At 67.9% G+C, this 25,948-nt stretch carries 13 protein-coding genes; 6 read left to right on the forward strand and 7 right to left on the reverse strand.

Going from position 1 to position 25,948, the window contains the following annotated elements; genetic code table 11:
- Window positions 1–18: 18 nt before the first annotated feature.
- A complete protein-coding gene (locus AM586_RS05255) occupies window positions 19–1,095 on the reverse strand; it encodes a tartrate dehydrogenase (RefSeq protein WP_047826051.1) in 1,077 nt (358 codons plus the stop codon).
- Between the two features lie 103 nt (window positions 1,096–1,198).
- Here AM586_RS05255 and AM586_RS05260 point away from each other — a divergent pair, with 103 nt between their 5' ends.
- Window positions 1,199–2,107, forward strand: coding sequence for a LysR family transcriptional regulator (locus AM586_RS05260; protein WP_047826050.1), 909 nt, complete (start codon window positions 1,199–1,201; stop codon window positions 2,105–2,107).
- Between the two features lie 9 nt (window positions 2,108–2,116).
- Here the strand turns inward: AM586_RS05260 and motA are convergent, their stop codons facing one another.
- The 5 genes from motA to AM586_RS05285 all read right to left on the reverse strand — a co-directional run bounded on the left by motA (window position 2,117) and on the right by AM586_RS05285 (window position 15,225).
- Entirely contained in the window at window positions 2,117–2,977 is an 861-nt protein-coding gene (gene motA / locus AM586_RS05265; RefSeq protein ID WP_047826049.1) for a flagellar motor stator protein MotA, read from the reverse strand.
- 90 nt (window positions 2,978–3,067) lie between these two features.
- On the reverse strand, window positions 3,068–5,023 hold the full coding sequence (gene recD, locus AM586_RS05270) for an exodeoxyribonuclease V subunit alpha (RefSeq protein WP_047826048.1): 1,956 nt from the start codon (window positions 5,021–5,023) through the stop codon (window positions 3,068–3,070).
- Window positions 5,016–8,702 (reverse strand): exodeoxyribonuclease V subunit beta, encoded by a 3,687-nt coding sequence (gene recB / locus AM586_RS05275; RefSeq protein WP_047826047.1) that lies wholly within the window; start codon window positions 8,700–8,702, stop codon window positions 5,016–5,018. Before recB ends, recD begins: the two co-directional genes overlap by 8 nt.
- Window positions 8,699–12,100 (reverse strand): exodeoxyribonuclease V subunit gamma, encoded by a 3,402-nt coding sequence (gene recC, locus AM586_RS05280; RefSeq protein WP_047826046.1) that lies wholly within the window; start codon window positions 12,098–12,100, stop codon window positions 8,699–8,701. The genes recB and recC overlap by 4 nt, the downstream gene beginning before the upstream one ends.
- A 71-nt stretch (window positions 12,101–12,171) precedes the next feature.
- Window positions 12,172–15,225: a CHASE domain-containing protein gene (locus AM586_RS05285; RefSeq protein ID WP_229411234.1), complete on the reverse strand. Its 3,054-nt coding sequence runs from the start codon at window positions 15,223–15,225 to the stop codon at window positions 12,172–12,174.
- A gap of 108 nt (window positions 15,226–15,333) precedes the next feature.
- On the opposite strand from AM586_RS05285, the gene AM586_RS05290 reads away from it, so the two are divergent.
- Window positions 15,334–17,397, forward strand: coding sequence for a prolyl oligopeptidase family protein (locus AM586_RS05290; RefSeq protein ID WP_047826044.1), 2,064 nt, complete (start codon window positions 15,334–15,336; stop codon window positions 17,395–17,397).
- A gap of 146 nt (window positions 17,398–17,543) precedes the next feature.
- Window positions 17,544–17,813 carry a helix-turn-helix transcriptional regulator gene (locus AM586_RS05295; protein WP_047826043.1) on the forward strand — a complete coding sequence of 90 codons (270 nt, stop codon included), beginning with the start codon at window positions 17,544–17,546 and terminating at the stop codon, window positions 17,811–17,813.
- Here the strand turns inward: AM586_RS05295 and AM586_RS05300 are convergent.
- A complete protein-coding gene (locus AM586_RS05300; protein WP_229411233.1) occupies window positions 17,788–18,519 on the reverse strand; it encodes a LuxR family transcriptional regulator in 732 nt (243 codons plus the stop codon). The two genes, AM586_RS05295 and AM586_RS05300, sit on opposite strands and share 26 nt — an antisense overlap.
- A gap of 383 nt (window positions 18,520–18,902) precedes the next feature.
- Between AM586_RS05300 and AM586_RS05305 the strand changes: the two genes are divergently transcribed.
- Genes AM586_RS05305 through AM586_RS05315 form a run of 3 tightly spaced genes read left to right on the forward strand, consistent with a single transcriptional unit; the run spans window position 18,903 to window position 25,852 of the window.
- Window positions 18,903–23,837: a response regulator gene (locus tag AM586_RS05305; RefSeq protein ID WP_060566951.1), complete on the forward strand. Its 4,935-nt coding sequence runs from the start codon at window positions 18,903–18,905 to the stop codon at window positions 23,835–23,837.
- A gap of 22 nt (window positions 23,838–23,859) precedes the next feature.
- The gene (locus AM586_RS05310; RefSeq protein WP_047826040.1) at window positions 23,860–24,714 is read left to right on the forward strand and encodes a CheR family methyltransferase; all 855 of its coding nucleotides are present in this window, start codon (window positions 23,860–23,862) and stop codon (window positions 24,712–24,714) included.
- A gap of 31 nt (window positions 24,715–24,745) precedes the next feature.
- On the forward strand, window positions 24,746–25,852 hold the full coding sequence (locus AM586_RS05315) for a hypothetical protein (RefSeq protein WP_047826039.1): 1,107 nt from the start codon (window positions 24,746–24,748) through the stop codon (window positions 25,850–25,852).
- Window positions 25,853–25,948: the final 96 nt, after the last annotated feature.

Raw genomic sequence — 25,948 nt, forward strand, 5'->3', positions numbered from 1 at the left:
CTCATTGCTGCGCCGGGATCAGATCGCCGCCGCGATCGCCTTGCCGCATTCGGTGGTGTTCGCGCTGCCGCCCAGGTCCGGGGTCTTCGGCCCGTCCGCCAGCACCTTCTCGATCGCCTTCATGATGGCGTCGCTGGCCGCCTGGTAGCTGGCGTCGCCGTTGCCGAGGAATTCCAGCATCATCGCGCCGGACCAGATCATGCCGATCGGGTTGGCGATGTTCTTGCCGTAGATGTCGGGCGCCGAACCGTGCACCGGCTCGAACAGCGAGGGGAAGTTGCGCTCCGGGTTCAGGTTGGCCGACGGCGCGATGCCGATCGTGCCGGTACAGGCCGGGCCGAGGTCGGACAGGATGTCGCCGAACAGGTTGGAGGCGACCACCACGTCGAAGCGTTCCGGCGACAGCACGAAGCGCGCGCACAGGATGTCGATGTGGTACTTGTCCCATTTGACGTCGGCGTAGGAGCCGGCCATCGCTTCGACGCGCTGGTCCCAGTACGGCATGCTGATCGAGATGCCGTTCGACTTGGTGGCCGAGGTCAGGTGCTTCTTCGGACGGCTCCGGGCCAGGTCGAAGGCGTACTTCAGGATGCGGTCGGTGCCCTTGCGGGTGAAAACCGACTCCTGCAGCACGAATTCGCGGTCGGTGCCTTCGAACATCTTGCCGCCCACCGAGGAGTACTCGCCTTCGGTGTTCTCACGGACGACGTAGAAATCGATGTCGCCGGGCTTGCGGTTGGCCAGCGGGCTGGGCACGCCGGGCATCAGGCGCACCGGGCGCAGGTTCACGTACTGGTCGAAGTCGCGGCGGAACTTCAGCAGCGAGCCCCACAGCGAGATATGGTCTGGCACCTGGTGCGGCATGCCGACCGCGCCGAAGTAAATGGCGTCGAAACCTTCGAGCTGCTGGCGCCAGTCGTCCGGCATCATCTGGCCATGCTTCAGGTAATAGTCGCAGTTGGCCCATTCGAAGGTGGTGAATTCGATGTCGAGGCCGAAGCGCTTGACGACGGTCTCCAGCGAGCGCATGCCTTCCGGCATCACCTCATTGCCGATGCCGTCGCCGGCGATGACTGCGATTCTTTGTTTTTTCATGGCGGTATACCTTCTGTGAAGAAATGTTGACGTGACAGGCATATCTTACCGAATACGCAGTGACATATAATTATCGGATTCGTGAATCGAAAGAACACAAATCGTGAATAATAAAACGCCTCTGCTGGAAGACCTGAAACTCTTCTGCGTGGTCGCACGCAAGCAGAGCTTCGCCGCGACGGCGCTGGAGCTCGGGGTGTCGAATGCCTTCGTCAGCAAGCGCATCGCGGTGCTGGAACAGACGCTCGGGGTGCGGCTGCTGCACCGGACCACGCGCAAGGTCGCCCTCACGGATCATGGCACGGTCGTCCACCAGTGGGCGCAGCGTATCCGTGAAGACGTGGACCAGCTCGGGGAAGCGATTTCGCAGAAAGGCGCGGCGCCGCACGGCCTGCTGCGCCTGTGCACCAGTTCGGGCTTCGGCCGCAACCGGATCGCGCCGGCGATCTCGAAGCTGGCGCTCGACTATCCGGAACTGGAGGTGCAGCTCGAGCTGCTCGACCGCCCGGTCGACCTGATCGCCGAAGGCTTCCAGCTCGACATCCGCGTCGGCCAGGTCCAGGAGCCGCACCTGATCGCGCGGCGCATCGCCGGCAACCAGCGCGTGCTGTGCGCGGCGCCGGCCTACCTGGCACGGCACGGCACGCCGCGCCGGCTGGGCGAGCTGGCGCAGCACCGCTGCATCGCGATCCGCGAGCGCGACCAGGATGTCGGACGCTGGAAGCTGAGCGGTCCCGAGGGCGAGGAGACGGTGCGGGTGAAGGGGCCGCTGTCGACCAACAACGGCGAACTGGTGCACCAGTGGGCCATCGACGGCCACGGCATCATCCTGCGTTCGATCTGGGATGTGGGTCGCAGCCTGGCCGACGGCAGCCTGGTGAGGGTGCTGCCGGCCTACCACCAGCAGGCCGATGTCTGGGCGATCTATCCGGACCGGCTGGCGACCTCCGCGAACGTGCGCGTGTGCGTGCAGTTTCTGGAAGCCTGGCTGATCGAGCACGCCAGCCCCTGAGGGACAGGCTCAGCGCGACTTCAGCTGCCGCACATGGCCTTCCAGCTCGGCGAAGGTCGGGCGCTCGGTGGCGGAGATGACCTTGCGGCCGAACTCCACCGCGATGGTCGGCGCATAGCCGTTCATGCTGGCCAACAGGGTCACCTTCACGCACTGCAGCGCCTTGACCACTTCCTGGTGGCGACGGTGCAGCAGGCTGGCGAGCGGCGCCACCAGGCCATAGGACAGCAGGATGCCGAGGAAGGTGCCGACCAGGGCGGCCGCGATCAGGCTGCCCAGTTCCGCCGGCGGGCGCCCGATCGCGCCCATCGTGTGCACCACGCCCATCACCGCGGCGACGATGCCGAAGGCCGGCATGCCGTCGGCCAGCTTGTTGATCGCCTGCACCGGGATATCCGAGTCTTCCTGGTAGGTCTCGATCTCGTTGTCCATCAGGTTCTCGAGCTGGTAGGCATTGATGGTGCCGGACACCAGCAGGCGCAGGTAGTCGGTGATGAAGTCGAGCAGGTGCTCGTCCGCCGCGACCAGGCGGTATCTGGTGAAGATCGGGCTCTCCCAGGGCGCGTCGATGTCGTCCTCGAGCGACATCAGGCCTTCGCGGCGCACCTTGGTCAGCACGTCGAACATCAGCGCCATCAGCTGCATGTACAGCGCCCGCGTGTAGCGCGAGCCGTGGAACAGGGTCGGGATGCTGTGCCAGGTGAGGGAGATCGCCTTGCGGTCGTTACCGATCACGAAGGCGCCGAGGGCGCCGCCGAAGATCATCAGCAGCTCGTAGGGCTGGAACAGCGCGGCCAGGTGGCCGTCCTGCAGCACGAAGCCGCCGAACACGGCCATGAGCACGACGACGAAACCGACAACGATCAACATGGCGCAATCTCCATAGTTCCCAAGCGGCAACTTTAACATTGTTGCCGTATGGAAAGCAAAGATTGGTGCAAAGAATCCTTACATCGCCGGCTATTTTTCGATCATCCCCCGCAAGCCGCTGGCCCGATGCGTCCGCCGCGCAATCGCCTCGCCCAGCACCCCGGGCGCCGGCGTCAGCAATGTGAACTCCCGGCTGGCGCGGGTGATGCCGGTGTAGACCAGTTCGCGCGCCAGCACCGCGCCGCCCTCCTTCGGCAGCGCCAGCACCGTGTGCGCGAATTCGGAGCCCTGCGATTTGTGGACCGTCATCGCATACGCCGTCTCCACATGGCGCAGCCGGGTGGCCAGTACGCTGCGCACCTTGTCGCCTTCCAGGAACCAGACCCGCAGCGAGCCGGGGCGCGCCGGATCAGGCAGGGTCAGGCCGATGTCGCCGTTGAACACATTGGTGGCGTAATCGTTGCGGGTCACCATCACCGGCCGGCCGACATACCAGTCGCCGCTGCGGCGGATCAGGCCGACCTGGTCGAGGCGCTGCTCGATCGCCGTGTTCAGGCCTTCGACGCCCCACTCGCCTTCGCGGACCGCGCACAGGATGCGGAAGGCCTCGAAGCGCTGCAGCACGGCGCGCACCCATTCTTCATGCGCTTCCCGGGGTCCCTCGCCCAGCAGGCGCAGATAGGGCCGGTAGCCTTCCAGCGCCAGCCCGATCGCATGCGGCTGCTGGGCGTGCTCGATCCAGCGCAGGGCGTGGGCCGCCTCGACCTCCTGGGCGCCGCGCGCGCGCAGCACCGCCGCCGCGCCTTCGACATCGCCGGCGTTCACGGCCAGCGCCAGCTGCCCGATCGGGCCGCCGAAGCGGCGGCTGTGGCGCAGCATCACGGTCTGCTGGGCCAGTGCGCCGCCGGCATGCACGTATTCCGGCGGGATTTCCTCGCCGCTGGCCTCGCGCACGAAGGTGACGGTGGCCTCGTCGTAGTTGCCGGACTGGGCGTCGTGGCACAGGTCGCCCAGCACCGCGCCGGCCTCCACCGAGGCCAGCTGGTCCTTGTCGCCCAGCAGGATCAGGGTCGCCGAGGGCGGCAGCGCGTCCAGCAGCGAGGCCATCATCTCCAGGTGCACCATCGAGGCTTCGTCGACGATCAGCACGTCGACGTCGAGCGGATTGCCGCGGTGGTGGGCAAACGCGCGGCTGTCCGGACGCGCGCCCAGCAGGCTGTGCAGGGTACGCGCGGCGCCCATGCGCGCGGTCAGCTCGCGCAGCGGCAGCTTGCCGTCGACCTTGTCGGCCAGCTCGCCCAGCGCCTTGTCGATCGACTGTTTCAGGCGCGCGGCCGCCTTGCCGGTCGGTGCGGCCAGGGCAATGCGCTGGCGGGCGGCGTCCGGCGCGGTGGCGAACAGCAGCGCCAGCAGGCGCGCCACGGTATAGGTCTTGCCGGTGCCGGGGCCGCCGGTGATGATCGCCATCCTGCCGCGCAGGGCGATCGCGCAGGCCAGCTTCTGCCAGTCCGGCTTCTCGGCGGCGCGCTGGGACGCGAACAGCAGGTCCAGCCAGGTGCGCACGGCGGGCGCGTCGACAGCCTGGCGCTCCCTGGCGCGCGCGCTCACGGACTTCGCGACCAGGGTCTCGTCGCGCCAGTAGCGGCGCAGATAAAACCGGTCGCCATCGAGCACCAGCGGCTGCCCGTAATCGAACTCGCCGGCCTGCCACACCTGCTCGCAGCCGGCCAGCTGGGTGATCCAGCCCCTGGTGTTCTTCGGCAGCGGCTTGATGGCGGCGGCCAGTTCGGTCCACTCCTCGGCGGGCAGGCCGAGCAGCGCGGCCGCGTCCTCGGCCAGGTCGGACAGCAGCAGGCAGCTGTGGCCGCGCCCTTCCAGCTCGGACAGCACCAGCGATGCCAGCAGCAGCGGCCCCGGCGCCAGGCCGAGCGAGGCGATGAAGCGGGCAAAGGCGCCGGACAGGCGGCGCAGCTCGCCGGCCTCGGTCAGGCGCTCCACCTCGAACCAGAAGATATCGATCTTGTCGGCGTCGATGGAATCAGTCATTTGCAAGCAGCCTATCGAGTCCATCGAGCAGGACCATGTCCGGCTCGATCAGGTAGCAGCCGCGGGTGGCCTCGTTGCCGATCCCGCGCAGGAACAGGAACACCGCGCCGCCCAGCTGTTCGCGCGGGTCGTAGGCTTCGCCCAGGCGCGCGCGCAGCAGCCGGTGCAGGGCGAGCAGGTAGATCGCGCCCTGGATGTCGTAGCGGTGCCCGGCCATCGCCGCCGCCATCGCCCGCTCGGTGTACGCGGCGTCGTTCGGGCCCAGGGCGTTCGATTTGTAGTCCAGCACCCAGTAGCGGCCATGGCACTCGAACACCAGGTCCGTGAAACCCTTCAGCATGCCGTGCAGCTGGCGCTCCGGCACGGTCGGGCGCTCCACGTCGCCCAGCAGGCGCTGGCGGCACAGGCGGTCCAGCGCGCCCACGTCCAGGGCGCGGCTGGGGAACCAGAATTCCATCTCCGGCACCACTTCCTCGAGCTCGGCCAGCGCGCAGCCGACCGGCGGCAGCGGCAGGCTCACCAGCGCATCGAGCCATTCCATTGCGTCGTCCACCCGGTTGCCCCAGCCGGCGCGCTGGATGCGCTGGACCCGGCGCGCATACAGCTCGTCCTCGTCCATGCGGCCGAAGCCTTCCTGCGCCATCCACTCCAGTTGCTCGTGCAGGAAGTTGCCGGGCGTGGCGCCGCGCGGAAAGCGGTGCCACGGCGCGTCGTCCGCGCGCTGCACTTCGACCGTGCCCGGTTCGTCCTCTTCCATCAGGTTTTCTTCCTGCGGCCGGGTCGGCGGCGCGACGGTGTTCCGGGTCAGCGAGGTGAAGGAGCCGACCGCCCAGTTGCGTTCGAACTGGCCGGTGAAGGCCGGGGCCTCGAGCAGTTCGGGACGCACGTCGGCGCGCACCAGCTGCGTGCAGCCTTCGGGCGCCTCGAGCGTGTGCAGCTCGATCGCATTGAGGCCGCCGCGCAGGCCTTCCCAGCGCTCGCGCATGGCCGCGGCCTGGACCGGTTCGCCGCCGGTCAGCAGGTAGCCGAGCGCCGATTCGTGCAGCCGGTTCTCGCCCTTGCGGCCGGCCGCCACGGCCGCCACGCCCAGCCACAGGAAGTGGCGCGCGCGGGTCAGGGCCACGTACAGCAGGCGCAGGTCTTCTTCGAGGCGCGCACGGTCGACGGCTTTCAGCGCGTCCTCGCTCAGGGCCAGGTCGATGCGGCGCCCGCCGTCCTCATGCACGTATTCGAAGAAGGCGCGGTTGCGGCGGTCGGTCTTGCGCGCGGTGACGGCGAAGGGCAGGTAGACCAGCGGGTATTCCAGGCCCTTCGACTTGTGGACCGTGACCACCTTGACCAGCTCGGCGTCGCTTTCCAGGCGCAGCACCCGTTCATCGCCGCCCTCGCCCAGTCCCTCGATCTGTTCGGCGAACCAGCGGATCAGGGCCTGTTCGCCATCCAGCTCGCGGCTGGCTTCCTGCAGCAGTTCGGCCAGGTGCAGCAGGTTCGTCAGGCGCCGCTCGCCGCCGGAGACAGCCAGCAGCTTGGCCGGCAGCCCGAGTTCGTGGATGAAGCGGCGCAGCATCGCCAGCACGCCCTGGCGCTGCCAGGTCTGGTGCAGGCCTTTCAGCTGCTCGACCCGCTCTTCCCAGGCCAGTTCGTCGCTCGACAGGCGGGCCAGCTCGGGAAGCGGCAGCGCGCAGGTGGCGGTGGCGAAGGCGGTGCGCGCCAGCATGCCGTCGAGCGGGCTGGCCACCGCCTGCAGCCAGCGCAGCACGTCCACCGCTTCCTGGCTTTCGACCACCGAATCCTGGTCGGACAGGTAGACGCTGGCCACCTTCCTCTGCGCCAGCGCGCGCCGGATCGCCGCGGCTTCGCGGCGGTCGCGCACCAGCACCGCAATATCGGCCGGCATCAGGCGCTTGAAGCCGCCGTCGCGGTCCGCGAAGCCCACCTTCGGATCATTCAGCAGTGTGACGATGTGCTCGGCGCAGTGGTGGGCGAAGAAGTCGCGGTAGTCGTCGGCGCGCAGGTCTTCGCGATCGGTCGTGGCCACCGCCAGCGCCTGGAAGGGCCCGTCCACGCCGACCAGCTCCTGGGCGCGTCCCGCCGCCCCGACCGGCTCGAAGGGCAGCGGATTCTCGCCCTCCTTGCGGAAGCGGAAGGCGCCGGCCGCATAGCCGGGATGCGCCTTGCCGCCTTCGGCATATTCGAACAGCCGGTTGACGGCCGCCACCAGCTGCTTGGTCGAGCGGTAGTTGGTGCCGAGCTGGTAGTGGCGCCCGGCGGTGGCGCGGCGCGCGGACAGGTAGCTGTGGATATCGGCGCCGCGGAAGCCGTAGATCGACTGCTTCGGGTCGCCGATCAGGAACAGGCCGTGCGTCGGATCGTTATCGGCCACGCGGTACAGCAGGTCGAAGATGCGGTACTGGTCCGGCGAGGTGTCCTGGAATTCGTCGACCATCGCCACCGGGAACTGGTCGAGGATACGCTTGCGCAGCGCTTCGCCGTTCGCGCCTTCCAGCGCGGCCTTCAGGCGCGCCAGCATGTCGGCGAAGCCGAACTGGCGGTTGCGGCGCTTCAGGTCGATCATGCGGCGCGCGATATTGCAGGCGGCATGGCGCAGCAGCGCATGCGCCATCGGCTCGATCTCGTCCAACGCTTCCTTCAGCGCTTCGGTATGCTCGAAGCATTCCGGCAGCGCCGTGCTGAAGCCCTTGGCGAAGGCATCGATGATGCCGTCCGGCGTCAGGCGGCGCCAGGCGGTATCGCCGAGGTCCGGCTGCACGAGCGCCGGATCCAGGGCCCAGGCGCGCAGGGCCTCGAACCACTTCGCCAGCGAGTCCGGCTTCATCTTGGTGCCGTTGAAGCACTTCGGATTCGCTGCGCGGTGTCCGCCGATCCAGGCTTCCATCGCATCGGCGCGCGCCCGCCAGCCTTCCTTCAGGTGCGCCAGCCTGGCCTGCTGGGCGCGCTCGACGCCGGCGATGACGGCGCCGAGGGGCGCCATGTCGTTCGGATTGCCGTTCTCGTCGACGCAGTCCGGACCCAGCAGCTCGGCGCGCCTGACCAGTTCGCGCGCGGCGCCCTTCAGGGCCTCGACGTCGGGCCAGACGGCCAGCAGGGATGTCAAGGCGTGTCCGTTCAGCGGATACACGTGCTGGCGCCAGTAGTCGTTGGCGGCGTCCTCGAACAGGGCGCGCTCGTCGCTGACCAGCTCTTCGTCGAACAGGCTGCCGCTGTCGAAGGCGTGCTCGCGCAGCATGCGCTGGCACCAGGCGTCGATGGTGAAGATCGCCGCCTCGTCCATGGTCTCGGCGGCCAGCACCAGGCGGTGCGCGGCGACCAGGCGCGCGGCCTCGTCCTCGTAGCTTTCGGCCAGCGCTTCGAGGTAGGGATCGTCGACAAAGTCGTCGCCACCGAGTTCGCCGCGGAAGTAGCCGGCCGCCTGCACCAGGCGCTCGCGCACGCGGTTCGACAGCTCGCGGGTGGCGGCGCGGGTGAAGGTCATCACCAGGATCTCGGGCGGCATCAGCGGGCGCGGGAAACCGGCTTCCTGCCCTTGCGCATTGCCGTGCCCGAGCACCAGGCGCAGGTACAGCGCGGCGATGGTCCAGGTCTTGCCGGTACCGGCGCTGGCCTCGATCAGGCGCGAGCCGTGCAGCGGGAAGCCCAGGGGTTCGAGCAACTGGCTCATGCGCCCTCCCCTTCCTTGTCGCCGAACCTGGTGACGTTCACGCTGTCGCGCAGCCAGGCCGCCAGCGGGCCGTACAGCGCTTCGGCCGTGCGCGGCCAGTCGCCCGACGCGCGCAGCAGCGCGAATTCCGGCCACAGGCGCGCGAGCACGGGGTCGTCGACCTCGCCCTTGAGCTCGAAGCCGCCGTCGTAGACCTCGCGCGGGTCCTCGCCGGCGATCTGCGCCAGCGCGGTCTTGCAGGCCACGGCCAGCGGACGGTCCAGGTTGGCGCGCCACAGCGCCGCCAGGTTTTCCAGCACGGCGTACGCGGCGCCGCCATCCAGCGGCGGCATCCGCAGGGTGGCGTCGCGCGCCACCAGGTAGCCGGTGATGCTGGCGCCGCTGGCAGCGGCGGCCAGCTGGCGCAGCCAGGGGCCGATCAGCTTGTCGCCGCGCGGCGCGCCCTTGCGGTCCAGGACCTTGGACGAGATCTGCAGCAGCCAGACGGTTTCGCCGTCGTTGCTGCGCAGCTTGTCGATCCAGTCATCGAGCAAAAGACCTTTCAGTTCCAGGCTGACCACCAGCTTCGGCGCCGCCGTCGGATAGCGCGCGCCCAGCGCCAGCCAGGAACGCCGCACCGGCACCAGGTCCTCGACCAGCTGCTGCTGCCACTGCTTGCCGAGCAGCCCGATCGGCAGCCTGCCTTCGCGCACCAGGCGTCCCGCGCGCGCGTCGAGCACCTGGCGCACCTCGTCCTGGGCTTCCGGCGAACTGCTGTCGTCGAGCAGGGCGTCTTCCAGGAAGTAGCGTTCGAGGGCATCCAGCGAGAACGGTTCCTCGTCCTCGCCGACCACCTCGTTGCTGCCGAAGTTGACGCCCAGGCGGCGCCGGAAGAAGTAGCGCGCCGGCTGGCGCAGGAAAGACACCAGCTCGCCCAGCTTGAGGCGGTAATCCGCTTCCAGCTCGTAGGGCGGGAGCGCCTCGTCGCTGTCCGCCGCCTGCGCGTCGTCGCGATAGGCCGAGCGCCACTCGCCGGCATAGGTGAGCAGGCCGCCGCGCTCGAAGTAGCGGCGCGAGAAGGGCTGCAGCGCGTGCACGGTGGTCCGGTCGGGCAGGCCCTCCTCCATGTCCCAGCCGGCCTTCAGGTAGTCGCGCAGCTGCGAGACCAGCACCGAGGACGGCTGCTCGGTGTTGTCGCGCACGTTGCGCCCGACCCAGCTCACGTACAGCTTGTCGCGCGCGGCCAGCAGCGCTTCCAGCATCAGGTAGCGGTCGTCGTCGCGGCGCGAACGGTCGCCCGGGCGCTGCAGGCCCGGCAGCGCCAGCAGGTCGAAATCCGACTGGTGGCCGCGGCGCGGGAAGTCGCCGTCGTTCATGCCCAGCAGGCAAACGACCTTGAAGGGCACCGCGCGCATCGGCATCAGGGTGCAGAAGGTCACGCCGCCGGACACGAACTGGTGGCTCAGGGCCGGCTGGTCGAGTTCCGACAGCCAGGCTTCGCGCATCACGCCGAGCGGCACCGGCTCGTCGAACAGCGCGTTCTCGCAGATCTCGAGCCAGCACTGCAGCGCTTCCTCGAGCTGGTTCAGCATCATGCGGTCCTGGTCGTCGCGGGCGCGGAAGAAGCGCGCCATCAGGGCGCGCGCGCGCTGGCCCCACTCGGCGGGCGTAAGCACGGCGTCGAGCTGCTCGCGCCAGGCCAGCAGGCTTTCCACCAGCTCGGCCAGGGCGCCGGCCAGGGCGGCGTCGAGGCCGCCGACTTCCGCATACGGTTCGATATCGCCAAAGCTGGGGCCGGCGCCGGTGGCGTAGCCCAATAACATGCGCCGGATCCCGAACAGCCAGGAATTCTGCTCGCCGGCCGAGCCCAGGCCCAGGCCGGCGCGATGGCGCTGGTCCAGGCCCCAGCGCACGCTGGCGCCTTCGATCCAGCGGCCCAGGGTCGGCAGGTCGTCCTCCTCCACGCCGAAGCGCGCCGCCAGCGCCGGCACGTCCAGCAGGTCGCGCACCTCGCTCTGGCGGCAGCGCTGCTGCGGCAGGCGCAATAGCCACTCCATCGCCACCAGCAGCGGATTCACGCTGCGGTCCTTGACGTCGCCGATCTCGAAGGGGATGTAGCGCGGGTCGCTGCGCTTGTGCTGGTCGAACACCGCATGCACGGCGGCCGAGAAGGTGTCGATGTCCGGCACCATCACGACGATCTCGCGCGGGCGCAAGCCGCTGTCCTGCGCGAACCAGGACAGCAGCTGGTCGTGCAGCACCTCGACCTCGCGCTGGGGGCTGTGGGCGATGTGGAATTCGATCGAGCGGTCGGCCGGATCGGGCGGTACATGTGGATGCTCGGACAGCGGCAGCAGGTCGCGCACCGCCGCCTGCACCTGCGACAGCAGCGTGCCGTCGTCGCCCTCGTTGAACAGGTCGACCCGCAGGTTGCCGAACTTCGCGCCCTGGCCGCCGTCGAACTCGTCCAGCATGCGCACGAAGTCGCGGCCCTGGCGCCCCCAGCTGGCCAGCAGCGGATGGCTGTGGGCGTGCAGTTCCTCGACCGGCACCTCGGCCAGGTTGCTGCCGTTGCGGGCCTGCTGGCGGCGGTAGGCGGCGGTCAGCAGTTCGCGGCCCTCGATGATGTCGCCCCAGTAGAACTGGCAGGGATTTGGCACCGCCAGCAGCACCTGGGCGTGGCGCGACAGGCCGGCCATCGCCTCGATGGTCTGGTAAGGCAGGGTCGACATCCCGAACAGCACCACGCGGCGCGGCAGCCGCTGGGCCGGCTGGCGGTCTTCCTCGACCGCGGCCATGAACTGCTGGTGGATGGTGGCGCGGCCCGACCAGCGCCGCTCGGGCGGCAGGCTTTCGTGGACTTCGCGCCAGAGCTGGGCCTGCCAGCACTGGTCGGGCGCCAGCGGCACCGGCTCGCCGCCCGGCCGGCGCAGCTGGTCGATGCCCTGGGCCCAGTCGGTCAGCCAGTCGGCGCGGTAGACCTGGTACTGGTCGTAGAGGTCGGCCAGGCGCTCGGCCAGCTGCAGGCGGCGCTCGGGGTCGCCGTCCAGCAGGAAGTGGCGCAGCGGCGCGAATTTCTCCTTGGGCAGGACCTCGGGCAGCAGGCGCATCAGGCGCCAGGTCAGCGCGTCCTTGTCGAAGGGCGAGCGGCGCGGCACACGCTCCGGGCCCAGCATGCCGCGGTAGGCCTCCCACTGGAAGCGCGCCGGCAGCGCCACCCGGGTCGCCGCGCACACGCCCAGCTCCTCCGCCAGCGAGATTTTCAGCCATTCGGCCACGCCGTTCGACTGCACGAGGATGATTTCCTCCTCGAGCGGGCCGAGCGGGTTGGCGCGCAGCCAGTCGAAGACGGCGGCGCGCAGCAATTCCATCTGGTTGCCGTGCAGGATGAGGAGGCCGGGGGAGATCGGGGAGCGCATGGTGGACTGCTTCTGTTGGACCCCCGCAGCATACTACCAAGGAGCCGCCCGAAACAAGTTAATGGAAGAGCTCAGGCCTTCTGATCCTGCTGGCGCGCCCCGAGTTCGGCGGCAATGTGGCGTTCCAGCCGCGCCAGCAGCGCGCGCAGGCGCGCCGCCAGCGAACGCGCCTGCGCGATCGAGCCACGCTCGCGCTGGGCTTCGAGGTCGGCGCAGACGTCGCCAAAGCCCATCGCCCCCACCGTGCGCGCCGAGGACTTGATCCGGTGCGCGACATTCGCGGCGCGCCCGATTTCGCCGGAAACCAGTGCGCGGTCGATCTCCAGCAGCCCCTCGCGCGCCGTTTCCAGGAACATGAAGGCATATTTACGCATCTTTTCCGGATTGCCGCCGAAGGTATCGGCCAGCACCGCGAGGTCCAGCAGCGCCGGCCCCTGCGCGGCCGCCGGCGCCGGTGCCGGGACCACCGGGCGCTGCACGCTGCGGCCCAGGGCGCGGGCGACGGTGGCGATCAGGTTCTCGGGCGCCACCGGCTTGGTCACGAATTCGTCCATCCCGGCCGCCAGGCAGCGCGCCTGGTCCTCGAGGCCGGCGTTGGCCGTCATCGCGATCACGCGCGTGTCCTTCAGCCGGACGTCGGCGCGGATGCGGCGGGTCGCTTCGAAACCGTCCATCACCGGCATCTGGACGTCCATCAGGACGCAGCCGAAGGGTTCGTCCGGTCCGCGCGCATGCATCAGCGCCAGGGCTTCGGCGCCGTTGCCGGCCACGACCACGCTGGCGCCGGCGTCTTCCAGCAGTTCGCGCGCGACCTGCTGGTTGAAGGCATTGTCCTCGACCAGCAGGATGGCGCTGCCCGCCAGCGCGCCCGGCGCGCCCGGTGCGAGGACGGGAGCGGCCGCCGGGGACAGCGCGCGCCGCGCCGGCTCGGCCGGCGTGGCCAGGCGGGCCGTGAACCAGAAGGTGCTGCCCTCGCCCGGCGCGCTGTCGACGCCGACCTCGCCGCCCATCAGTTCGGCGAGCTGCTTGCTGATCACCAGTCCCAGGCCGGTGCCGCCATAGCGGCGCGTGGTCGATGGGTCGGCCTGGTGGAAAGGCGCGAACAGGCGCGGCAATTCCTCGGCGGCGATGCCGATGCCGCGGTCGATCACCTCGAAGCGCACCAGGGTGTCGGTGCCGAGGGTGCGCTCGGCGCGCGCCCGCACCACGATCGGCCCCCGGTCCGAGAACTTGATCGCGTTCGAGGTGAAGTTCAGCAGCACCTGCTCGAGCCGCAGCGGATCGCCGCGCAGCGGACGCTGCAGCTCCGGCGCGATGTCGAAGTCCAGTACCAGGCCCTTCGCGCCGGCTTCCTCGCCGAGCTGGCTGGCGAGGTTGCGCATCAGTGCGTCCAGGGTGAAGTCGAGCAGGTCCAGTTCGATGCGCCCGGCCTCGATCTTGGAAAAGTCGAGGATGTGGTTGATGATGCCCAGCAGGTGCTGGGCCGAGTGGTGGATCTTCTGCAGGTAGTCGCGCTGGCGCGGGTCGGCCGCCTGCTTCAGCGCCAGGTAGGACATCCCGATGATGCTGTTCATCGGCGTGCGGATCTCGTGGCTCATGTTCGACAGGAAGTCGCTCTTGGCCTGGCTGGCGGCGTCGGCGCGGGCCTTCAGCTGGTACAGGTCGGTGACGTCGGTCGACACGCACAGCACCGCCACCACCTCGCCTTCGGCGCGCACCGGCACCTTCACGCTCCACAGCTGGCGCACGCTGCCGTCGGCCAGCGTGATCTCGGTCTGCACGGAGCGGCCCTGCCCGGTCTCCAGCACCGGACGGTCCAGCTCCCACGCGGCCTCGGCGCGATCGGGCGGCATGAGCTCGCGGTCGCGCCGGCCGATCATCTCCTCGGCGCGCAGGCCGGCGGCGGCGGCCGTCTTCGCGTTCACGTAGCGGAAGCGCCCCTCGTGGTCCTTCATGTCGACGTAGGCGTCGACGTTGTCCAGCACCAGGTCGAGCAGCACGCGCTGCTCGACCGCCGCGCGGCGCGACCAGTACAGCTTCAGGAACAGCGCGTAGATGATGAGGGTCGCGCCAAAACCGGACGCAAAGGCCATGCGCGGAAACCAGGTGCCGAAGCCGTCGACCAGGTCGGCCCGGCTGGCGACGAAGCGCGCCTTCCACAGGTAGCCCTGGAAGCGCACCGGCAGCACCGTTTCATACAGGGCGCGGGCGCCGCGCTGCGCCCGCGGCTCGCGCGCCTCCCCGCCGGCGCTGTCGTAGAGCAGGGTGTCGGCCTGCGTCACCGCAAGGACCCGCCTGCCGGCGGACTGCTCGGCGTTCGCCAGATACAGTTGCAGCGCCACCGGATGCTGCCCCACGCCCTCCAGCGCGCGCTGCACCAGGGTCGGTATCGAGAAGCCCATCCCGACCGAGCCGAGGTAGGCGGCACGGCGCCCTTCCACGCTGTCCGGCACGGCGCCGCCCCGGTAGACCGGCAAGCGCAGGGTCAGGGCGAGGATGGGGCGCGGGGCCGCGATCTTCAACGGCAGGGCGGAAGCGATCGGCTCCGCGCGGTCGCGCGCCTGGTCCAGCGCGCGCGCCACCGACGGCCCGTTGGCCAGCATGTCGACTCCGAGCCGGGGCCGCATCATCGGCTCCAGGTAGGTCAGCACCAGGTAGGCCGGACGGTGTCCGGGCGGCCGGATGTCGAAATCCGGATAGCCGCGCGGATCGAGGCTGCGGTCGGCCCGCACCGCGGCCACGAAGGCATCGCGCTGCGCATCGGGCACGTGGGCGCCGTAGTTGACGGATTCGATCGCCGGGTAGTTCTCGCGCACATCCAGCGATTCGACGTAGCGGTGGAACTGCAGGCGCGAGACCTCGCCGCCGTTCGCGTTGAACAGGCCGGACAGGTTGCGCACCACCTGGGCATAGGACTGCACTGCGCTGTCCAGGCGCTGGCGGGCGCCCTGGGCGATGCTGTCGAAACGGCGCTGGGCGGCATCGTCGACGGTGCGCAGCGCGCCCAGGTACAAGCCGGCGCCCACCAGCAGCGCGAGCCACAAGCCGCCGGCCCACAGGGCGATGCGCACCGGGCCGCGGGCGCCGACGGTCTTGCCCATGTTGCGCGTACTCGCTTCAGCCATGTCAGTGTTGGGTGTGCGGCGGGAATTCGGATAGTTGCTAGTATTACGCAATCGGCCTCAAATGGCGAGAGCCCAACAGTCAAACAGCGGCGCTTAAGGAACAGGCATATGCAATCGATGGAACAGGATCCCTACCTCTGGCTGGAAGAGGTCGACTCCGAGCGCGCGCTCGGCTGGGTCGCCGGCCACAATGCCGGCGCCGAGGCCGAGCTGACCGCGGCGCCCGGCTACGCGCCGCTGCGCACGCGCCTGAAGGACATCCTCGATTCGAAGGACCGGATCCCCTACGTGGGCCGGCATGGCGGCTGGTTCTACAATTTCTGGCGCGACGCCGACCACCCGCGCGGCCTCTGGCGCCGCACCACCCTCGATGAATACCGCAAGCCGGCCCCGCAATGGCAGACCGTGCTGGATCTCGACCGGCTGGCGCGCGACGAGGACGAGAACTGGGTCTGGGCCGGGGCGTCGCACCTGAAACCGCAGGGCGGACGCGCGCTCGTCTCGCTGTCGCGCGGCGGCGGCGATGCCCACGTGGTGCGCGAATTCGACCTCGACAGCCTGGCCTTTGTCGAGGATGGCTTCAGGCTTCCCGAAGCCAAGGCCAGCACCGGCTGGATCGACCGCGACACCATCTTCGTGGCCACCGATTTCGGCCCCGGCTCGATGACCAGCTCCGGCTATCCGCGCGTGGTCAGGGAATGGAAGCGCGGCGACCCGCTCGAAGCCGCGCGGCCGGTCTACGAAGCGCAGCCGGACGACCTCTCGGCCTCGGCCTGGTACGACTACACACCCGGGTACGAGCGCCAGTTCGTGCAGCGCCAGATCGGCTTCTACAGCAGCGAACTGTTCGTGCGCGACCCGGCCGGCGGCGCGCTGACCCGCGTCGACAAGCCCGAGGACGCCGACGCCTTCACGGTGCGCGACCAGCTGCTGGTCCAGCTGCGCTCCGACTGGCAGGCCGGCGGCGCGTCGTTCCCGCAGGGCGCGCTGCTGGCGATCGACTTCGCGCGCTTCCTCGACGGCGAGCGCGATTTCAGCACCCTGTTCACGCCCACCGAGACGACCTCGCTGGACGGCATCGCCGTGACCCGCGACGCGATCCTGCTGACGGTGCTGGACAAGGTCAAGAACCGGATCGTCGAACTGCGCCACGAGGACGGCGGCTGGCAGCGGCGCGAAGTCCTGGCGCCCGGCATGGGCGCGCTGGGCGTGTCCGGCGTCGACGAGATCGAATCGGACGACTACTTCCTGACCGTGACCGACTTCCTGACCCCGAGCACGCTCTACCTGGGCCACGCCGGCAGCGACGAGCGCGAACTGCTGAAGGCGATGCCGGCCTTCTTCGACGCCAGCCCCTACACGGTGAGCCAGTTCGATGTGGTGTCGCGCGACGGCGCGCGCATCCCCTACTTTGTCGTGATGCGCAGGGACACGCCGATGGACGGCGCCAATCCGACCCTGCTCTACGGGTACGGCGGCTTCGAAGTGTCGCTCACGCCCTTCTACAGCGGCATCACCGGCGAGGCCTGGCTGGCGCGCGGCGGCGTCTACGTGCTCGCGAACATTCGCGGCGGCGGCGAGTTCGGCCCGCGCTGGCACCAGGCTGCGCTCAAGCACCAGCGCCAGAAGGCCTTCGACGATTTCCTGGCGGTGGCCGAAGACTTGGTCGCGCGCCGTCTCACCAGCCCGCCCCACCTGGGCATCATGGGCGGCAGCAACGGCGGCCTGCTGGTAGGGGCCGCGCTGACCCAGCGTCCGGAGCTGTTCGGCGCCGTGGTCTGCCAGGTGCCGCTGCTGGACATGCGCCGCTACCACCAGTTGCTGGCCGGCGCATCCTGGATGGGCGAGTACGGCGATCCGGACGACCCCGAGGAATGGGCCTACATCGGCAAATACTCCCCCTATCACCAGGTATCGCGGGAGCGCCGCTATCCGCGCGTGCTGTTCACCACCTCCACCCGCGACGACCGTGTCCATCCGGGCCATGCACGCAAGATGGCGGCCCTGATGCGGGAACAGGGTCACGAGGTGCTGTACTGGGAAAACACGGAGGGCGGCCACGCCGGCGCAGCGAACAACGAGCAGACGGCGACGATGTGGGCCTTGACCTATACCTTCCTCTGGCAAGAACTGGCCCGGAAATCAAGCCCGGAAACACCAAGCTTGCGGTAGCTCAACTAGCGCAACAACAGTTTCCTGTGTTTACGAGGGATTCCTGTCGGAACTATCAATATTGCTAGGTCGCCGGATGAATGATGCATGGAATACTTGTCTTGTCTTCCATACATCTTTACAACCCTTTCCAGAGAGGAGCGGCGATGGCTAATGATTTCGTTACCGAAGCAAGCCTGCGGGAGCCCGAGGCGGTCAATGCAAAATTCCAGGCAGCGCTGGCTCCGACCGTCAGCGAGCTGAAGAAATACCGCATCAGCAAGCGGGAAAGCCAGGAAAAATTCTGGGGACGCTTCGGCGTGACGCAGTCGAGCGGCAGCCGCTTCGAAACGGGCCTGGCCATTCCTGCGCCGGTGGCCCTGCTGTTGAAGCTCTATGTAAATGGCAAGCTCAACGATGGTGATCTTCTGGGCTGATCAGCCCCAGCGAGATCGCCCTCACCACCGCCTGCTGCCGGGTGTTGACGTTGAATTTCTGGCGAATGTTGCCCATATGGAAATTCACCGTCGCCTCGGAGCAGCCGGTGATCTTTGAAATCTCCCACGACGATTTCCCCGCCATCACCCAGTTCAAGACTTCGAGTTCGCGCGGCGTGAGCCGTGGCGCAGCTTCCTGCGTGGGCGGCGGGCAGAAGCGGACGCCGGAAGCGAAGGCATGGTCGCGCACCAGGGCCAGTTCCGGCAGCAGCGGCTGCGCCTCGGTGGCAAAGCTCCGCTCCGGACCGGGATCGCAGGCAAAGGTCAGCATGCCGAACTCGCCGTTCGGGCCGTGGATCGGAAAGGTGACGCCGGCGCGGATGCCCTGCTTGCAACCGTCTTCATACATGGCGCGCTGGGCCGGGCTGCGAAAGGTGTCGGCCTGCCACACCAGCGGTAAAGTGCTCGACAGGCAATGGCTGACCGTCGGGTCGACATAGGCGAGGCGCTCGGCCTCGTAACGTTCCCGCCACTTGCGCGGGTAATTGGTCTGGAAAAATGCATGCTCCAGGCGGGCATGGCGCGAGCCCGACATCGCAAACAAGACTTTCTCGAAACCATAGTGCCGGCCCAGGGAAAACAGCGCTTCTCCCCAGCTCGACGCCGTGTCGCTATGCATCAGCTCGTCAAGATCGACGGTCATCATGGTTCACTCCGCGCGCTGTTGATGTAACACCCGTATGCTAGTTGAGTTGTAACCAAAAAGCACGAAAAATTATTCTTTTAATCACTTTCACTACGACAATTATTTAAAATTAGTTGTCGCCTTACTACAACTACTCCCCAAGCGGGCTGTCAATCGTGCGCCGCCTCCCGCCAGAGTCCGTTAAGCTCGCGCGAATCGTCTCTTCAAAATTGCTTGTTCGCAAGTTTATAACACGATTCACAGTGTTGTTATTTTTGCTTGCCGTAGACTTGACTTGATAAGACACAAGAGTATCTTTACGTCTTTCCAAACATTTAACAAAACTGCCCTGGCGATGCTCCCCGCGCGCGCTCTACCTTCTCTACCTCGAGGAACCCTGGTCAATGAATAACATGACTGACATGGCTGAACAGCTGGATGTCAAGCTGCTGCTTTCGACGCTGATGGCGCTGAAAAAAGGCGACTTCTCCGTGCGCATGCCCTCCGACTGGACCGGCGTGTCCGGCAAGATCGCCGACACCCTGAACGACATCATCGAGACCAAGCAGAAAATGGTCGAGACGGTGACCGAGGTATCGCGCGTGGTCGGCCGCGAAGGCCACCTGACCCAGCGCGCCGACGTGCCGGGCGTGGTCGGCGGCTGGTCGACCATCATCAGCTCCGTGAACACCCTGATCGACGACCTGGTGCGTCCGACCACCGAGATGGCGCGCGTCATCGGCGCGGTGGCGAAGGGCGACCTGTCGCAGACGATGGCGCTGGAGGTCGACGGGCACCCGCTGAAGGGCCAGTACCTGCGCGCGGCGACCACCGCGAACACCATGGTGGAACAGCTCTCCTCCTTCTCCTCCGAAGTGACGCGCGTGGCGCGCGAGGTCGGTACCGAGGGCAAGCTGGGCGGCCAGGCCTACGTGCCGGGCGTCGCGGGTACCTGGAAGGACTTGACCGACTCGGTGAACTCGATGGCGGGTAACCTGACCTCGCAGGTGCGTAACATCGCCGAGGTGACCACCGCGGTGGCGAACGGCGACCTGTCGAAGAAGATCACGGTGGACGTGCGCGGCGAGATCCTGCAGCTGAAGGACACCATCAACGTGATGGTGGACCAGCTGCGTTCCTTCGCTTCCGAGGTGACCCGGGTGGCGCGCGAGGTGGGTACCGAGGGCAAGCTGGGCGGCCAGGCCTATGTGCCGGGCGTCGGCGGCACCTGGAAGGACTTGACCGACAACGTGAACTTCATGGCGTCCAACCTGACGGGCCAGGTGCGTAACATCGCGGCGGTGACGACCGCGGTGGCGAACGGCGACCTGTCCAAGAAGATTACCGTCGACGTGAAGGGCGAGATCCTGGAACTGAAGAACACCATCAACGTGATGGTGGACCAGCTGTCCTCGTTCGCATCCGAGGTGACCCGGGTGGCGCGCGAGGTGGGTACCGAGGGCAAGCTGGGCGGCCAGGCGCAGGTGAAGGGCGTGGCCGGCACCTGGAAGGACTTGACCGACTCGGTGAACTCGATGGCGGGTAACCTGACCGGCCAGGTGCGTAACATCGCGGACGTGACGACCGCGGTGGCGAACGGCGACCTGTCGAAGAAGATTACCGTGGACGTGAAGGGCGAGATTCTCGAACTGAAGAACACCATCAACGTCATGGTGGACCAGCTGAACTCCTTCGCTTCCGAGGTGACGCGCGTGGCGCGCGAGGTGGGTACCGAAGGCCGTCTGGGCGGCCAGGCGAACGTGCCGGGCGTGGCCGGCACCTGGAAGGACCTGACCGACGGCGTGAACTCGATGGCGGGTAACCTCACGGGTCAGGTGCGTAACATCGCGGACGTGACGACCGCGGTGGCGAACGGTGACCTGTCCAAGAAGATCACCGTGGACGTGAAGGGCGAGATTCTCGAACTGAAGAACACCATCAACGTGATGGTGGACCAGCTGTCCTCGTTCGCTTCCGAAGTGACCCGGGTGGCGCGCGAGGTCGGTACCGAGGGCAAGCTGGGCGGCCAGGCCTATGTGCCGGGCGTCGGCGGCACCTGGAAGGACTTGACCGACAACGTGAACTTCATGGCGTCCAACCTGACGGGCCAGGTGCGTAACATCGCGGCGGTGACCACCGCGGTGGCGCGCGGCGACCTGTCCAAGAAGATTACCTTGGACGTGAAGGGCGAGATTCTCGAACTGAAGGACACCATCAACGTGATGGTGGACCAGCTGTCCTCGTTCGCTTCCGAGGTGACCCGCGTGGCGCGTGAGGTGGGTACCGAGGGCAAGCTGGGCGGCCAGGCGAACGTGTCCGGCGTGGCGGGCACCTGGAAGGACTTGACCGAGAACGTGAACCAGCTGGCGGCAAACCTGACCAACCAGATGCGTGCGATCGGTGAAGTCGCGACGGCGGTGACCCGCGGCGACCTTTCGCGTTCGATTCAGGTGGAAGCCCGTGGCGAGATGTCCTACCTGAAGGACAACATCAACGAGATGATCCGTAACCTGAAGGAGACCACGCAGAAGAACGCGCAGCAGGACTGGCTGAAGACCAACCTGGCGCGCTTCACCCGCCTGCTGCAGGGCCAGCGCGACCTGGGCGCGGTGACCAAGCTGATCCTGTCGGAACTGGCGCCCCTGATCACTGCCCACCACGGCGTGTTCTACATGATGGACTCCGAGGGGGTCGACGCGCGCCTGCGCCTGATCGCCTCCTACGGCTACCGTTCGAGCCGCAAGCTGCCGACCTCCTTCCTGCCCGGCGAAGGCCTGGTGGGCCAGTGCGCGCTGGAGAAGACCCGCATCTGGCTGACCGACGTCCCGCGCGACTACATCCAGGTCTCGTCCGGCCTGGGCGCGGCGCCGCCGACCAACATCGTGGTGCTGCCGATCCTGTTCGAACAGCAGGTCAAGGCCGTCATCGAGATCGCCTCGCTGGACCGCTTCACCGAGACCCACCTGTCCTTCCTCGACCAGCTGATGGAATCGATCGGCGTGGTGCTGAACACCATCGAGGCGAACAGCCGTACCGAATCGCTGCTGACCCAGTCGCAGTCGCTGGCGCAGGAACTCCAGCAGACCAACCAGGAACTGGCGGAAAAGGCGCGCCTGCTGTCCGAGCAGAACATCGAGGTGGAACGCAAGAACCGCGAGGTGGAACAGGCCAAGCTGGCGCTGGAAGAAAAGGCGACCCAGCTGGCGCTGTCCTCGAAGTACAAGTCCGAGTTCCTGGCGAATATGTCGCACGAACTGCGTACGCCATTGAACTCGCTGCTGATCCTGGCGCAGCAGCTCTCGGACAACCCGGAAGGCAACCTGTCGATGAAGCAGGTGGAATTCGCGAAGACCATCCACGGCTCCGGTTCCGACCTGCTGACCCTGATTAACGACATTCTCGACCTGTCGAAGATCGAGTCCGGCACCGTCACGCTGGACGTGTCCGAGTACCGCTTCTCGGCCCTGCGCAACTACGTGGACCGCACCTTCCGCCACATGGCCGAAGCCAAGCACCTCGGCTTCCAGGTCGACCTGGCCGACAACCTGCCGACCGCGCTGATGACCGACACCACGCGCCTGCAGCAGGTCCTGAAGAACCTGCTGTCGAACGCGTTCAAGTTCACCAGCCACGGCAAGGTCGACCTGACCATCAGCCTGGTGACCAGCGGCTGGACCTCCGACCACCCGCACCTGCTGCATGCGGACGCCGTGCTGGCCTTCTCGGTGCGCGACACCGGCGTCGGCATCCCGTCCGACAAGCTGCAGCTGATCTTCGAAGCCTTCCAGCAGGCCGACGGCTCGACCGCGCGTAAATACGGCGGCACCGGCCTGGGCCTGTCGATCTCGCGCGAACTGGCGCGCCTGCTGGGCGGCGAGATCCGCGTCGAGTCGACGGTGAACCTCGGTTCCACGTTCACCCTGTACCTGCCCTACAACCGCGCGGGCTTCATCAACTACGAGCAGACCCGCCAGCCGCAACCGCCGCGCTTCGCGGCGCCGCTGGCCCTGCCTTCCGTGACCGCGCTGCCCAAGGCCCAGCTCGAAGCGGAAGCCGAGGCCGAGACCGAAACCGTGGTCACCACCACCTCGGTCGCGGTGCCCGATCCCTCGGGCGGCCTGGTCGAGTACGCAAGCATGCTGGACGACCGCGGCCTGATCGTCCCGGGCGACCCGTCGGTGCTGATCGTCGAGGATGACGAGCGCTTCGCCAAGACCCTGCTCGACTTCGCCCGCGAGAAGAACTTCAAGGGCATCGTCACCCACCGCGGCGATTCGGCGCTGTCGCTGGCGCGCGACTTCCAGCCGGCCGCGATCCTGCTCGACATCGACCTGCCCGACATCGACGGCCTGACCGTGCTGGAACGCCTGAAGCGCGACCCGGGCACCCGCCATATCCCGGTGCACGTGCTGTCGGCGATGCGCGAGCGCGAGCGCGCGCTGCGCTCGGGCGCGATCTCCTACATCAACAAGCCGGTCAGCCGCGAGATGCTGCAGGAAGAATTCACGCGCATCCAGAAGTTCCTGATGGGCGGCAAGCGCTCGCTGCTGGTGGTCGAGGACGACATGGCCCAGCGCGAATCGATCATTTCGCTGATCGGCGATTCCGACGTGCGCATCGTGACCGCCGAGACCGGGGCCGCGGCGCTCGAGGCCCTGGGCAGCCAGCACTTCGACTGCATGGTGCTGGACCTGACCCTGCCCGACGTCTCCGGTTTCGACCTGCTCGACCAGATCGGCAAGCTGCCGGCCCTGCGCGACCTGCCGATCGTGATCTACACGGCCCAGGAACTGAACCGCAAGGAAGTCACGAAGCTGAAGCGCTACGCCAAGACCATCGTGGTCAAGGATGCCCGCTCGCCGGAGCGCCTGCTGGACGAGACCGCGCTGTTCCTGCACCGCTCGCACGCCAGCCTGCCGGATGCGCAGCGCCGGATCCTGGAAGAGATTCATGCGGCCGACGGCGGCCTGGCCGGACGCAAGGTGCTGATCGTCGACGACGATCTGCGCAACATCTTCGCGCTGTCCTCGCTGCTCGAGCGCCAACAGATGCAGGTCCTGTTTGCCGAGAACGGCCGCGACGGCATCGAGGTGCTCGAGAAGGACCCGAGCATCGAGATCGTCCTGATGGACATCATGATGCCGGAGATGGACGGCTACGACACGATGCGGGCGATCCGCCGCATCCCGAAGTTCAAGTCGCTGCCCATCATCACCCTGACCGCGAAAGCGATGAAGGGCGACCGCGACAAGTGCATCGCCGCCGGCGCCTCGGACTACATCACCAAGCCGGTCGATGTGGCCCAGCTGCTGTCGATGATGCGCGTTTGGCTCCATTAATGGCTGCATTGAGGAGCGAAGCATGAATGCGTGGACCGGCCTGGCCGCCGGGCTCGCGGTCGAGGAACTGGAGACGGAGCTGCTGCTGGAAGCGATCTTCCAGCGCTTCGGCTACGACTTCCGCGCCTATGACCGCGCGGCCCTGCGCGCCAAACTGAACCAGGCGACGCGCGAGCTTGGCGCCGCCACCCTGTCCGGCCTGCAGGAGCGCGCGCTGCACGGCGCCGATGCCGCATCGAGCCTGCTGCGTGCGCTGTCGCCGGCCCCGGCGCCCCTGTTCGACTGCGTCGGCCATGCGGCGCGGCTGCGCAGCGTGCTGGCGCCCTCGCTGCGCGGCTGGCCGGTGCCGCGGGTCTGGCTGGCCGAATGCACCGGCGTGGGCGAAGCCTGGACCCTGGCGATCGTGCTGGCCGAGGAAGGCGTGCTGGGCAAGCTCGACATCCACGCCACCCTCGCCAACGAAGAGCTGGCGGGCGGCATGCAGGATGCCTGCCTGCCGCTGGCCGAGCTGGAAGCGGCGCGCCAGCGCCATCTGGACAGCGGCGGGCGCGGCGACCTGGGAGCCTTCTTCGAGATCGAGGAAGGGCCAGAGGGCCAATGCGCACGCCTGCGCGCCGACCTGCGGCGGCGCATCACCTGGTCGCAGTACAGCCTGGTGACGGACGCCTCCTTCAACGAGTTCCAGGCGATCCTGTGCTGCCACGCGCTGGGCGATTTCGGCCCGGTGCTGCGCCAGCGCGTGCTGCGCCTGTTCCACGACAGCCTGGCGCGCTTCGGCGTGCTGTGCCTGGACAGCCAGCTGTCGGTGGCGGATGCGCATGCAGGAACCTACCAGGCGATCGAGGGGGATCGGCCATGGTACAAACGGGTGGGTTGACGCAAGAACAGCATGTCATTCGAGAGGCCGTATGGATGCGCAGCGCTTCGACAGTCTGGTCCGTTCCATCTACGAAGGGGTGCTCGCGCCGTCCGGCTGGCATCCCGTCCTCGCCGAGCTGCGGCGCGAACTCGGCGCCGAACAATCGGCCTACCTGGTCCATGACCGCAACACCCGGCGCACCCTGATCGCCGAAGTCGCCCAGCTCGACCTCGATTTCGTGCGCCAGTACGAAACCCGCTACGTGGACCTCGACCCGGTCCGTCCCGTCGTCGACGCCATGCCGGAGGGCGGCTGGTTCATCGACGAGCGCGAGCTGGGCGCCAGCACCAGGCGCACCAGCGAGTTCTACCAGGATTTCCTGCGCCCTTACGGCCTCGGCGCCATTATCTGCACCCCCCTCATCAACGAAGGCCCGACCCTGGCCGGCCTCTCTTTCCAGTCGCACCTGCGCGACCGCGAGCCCGGCGACGCCAAGTTGCGCCGCCTCCGGCCCCTGGTTCCGCACCTGCGCTGCGCTGCCCGGCTGCGCGCCCGCTTCGGCGAACTGGCGCGCCATGCGGACCTCGGCAGGCGCATGCTGGACCGCTTCAGCATGCCGCTGATGGTCATCGACGCCCACGCGCGGGTGCTGATCGCGAATGCCGCCGCCGAGCAGTGGTTGAGTGAAGAAGGCCATTTGTTCAGCCGCGTCTGCGCGGCCGGCTGCGGCGTCAGGCGGCTCCAGCTCGAACGCCTGGCCAGGACCGTATGCGCCGGCAGCGGCCCGGCAATGCCCGCCGCGCTGCAACTGACGGAAGCCGGCGCCGCCGCGATCCTGGTCGGCCTGCCGCTGGCGCCCGCGCATGCGCTGTCCGGCGTGTTCCACGAGCCGGTCGGCATGCTGGCCGTCCTGCGGCCGCATAAGCCCCAGCAGGCCAGCCTCGGCCTGCTGCGCGAACTCTACGGCCTGAGCAAGGCGGAAGTGCGGCTGGTGCTGGCCTGGTCCAGCGCCGGCAGCCTGGCCGACGCCGCCGCCGCGCTGAACCTCGGCCTCGAAACCGCGCGCACCCAGATCAAGTCGGTGTTCCGCAAGACCGGCTGCGCCAGCCAGACCGCGCTGACGCGGCTGGTGGCCAGCCTTGGCGCGCTGCACTGATTGCAGGCGCTTTTCACCCATGCGGGTGATTCAAGCGAGCGCGACTGTATTTACAATGGGTCGATGCCAGTCTTTTTCCACCAGGAGGGACCCATC

The sequence above is a fragment of the Massilia sp. WG5 genome, from assembly GCF_001412595.2.
Lineage (GTDB): Bacteria > Pseudomonadota > Gammaproteobacteria > Burkholderiales > Burkholderiaceae_D > Telluria.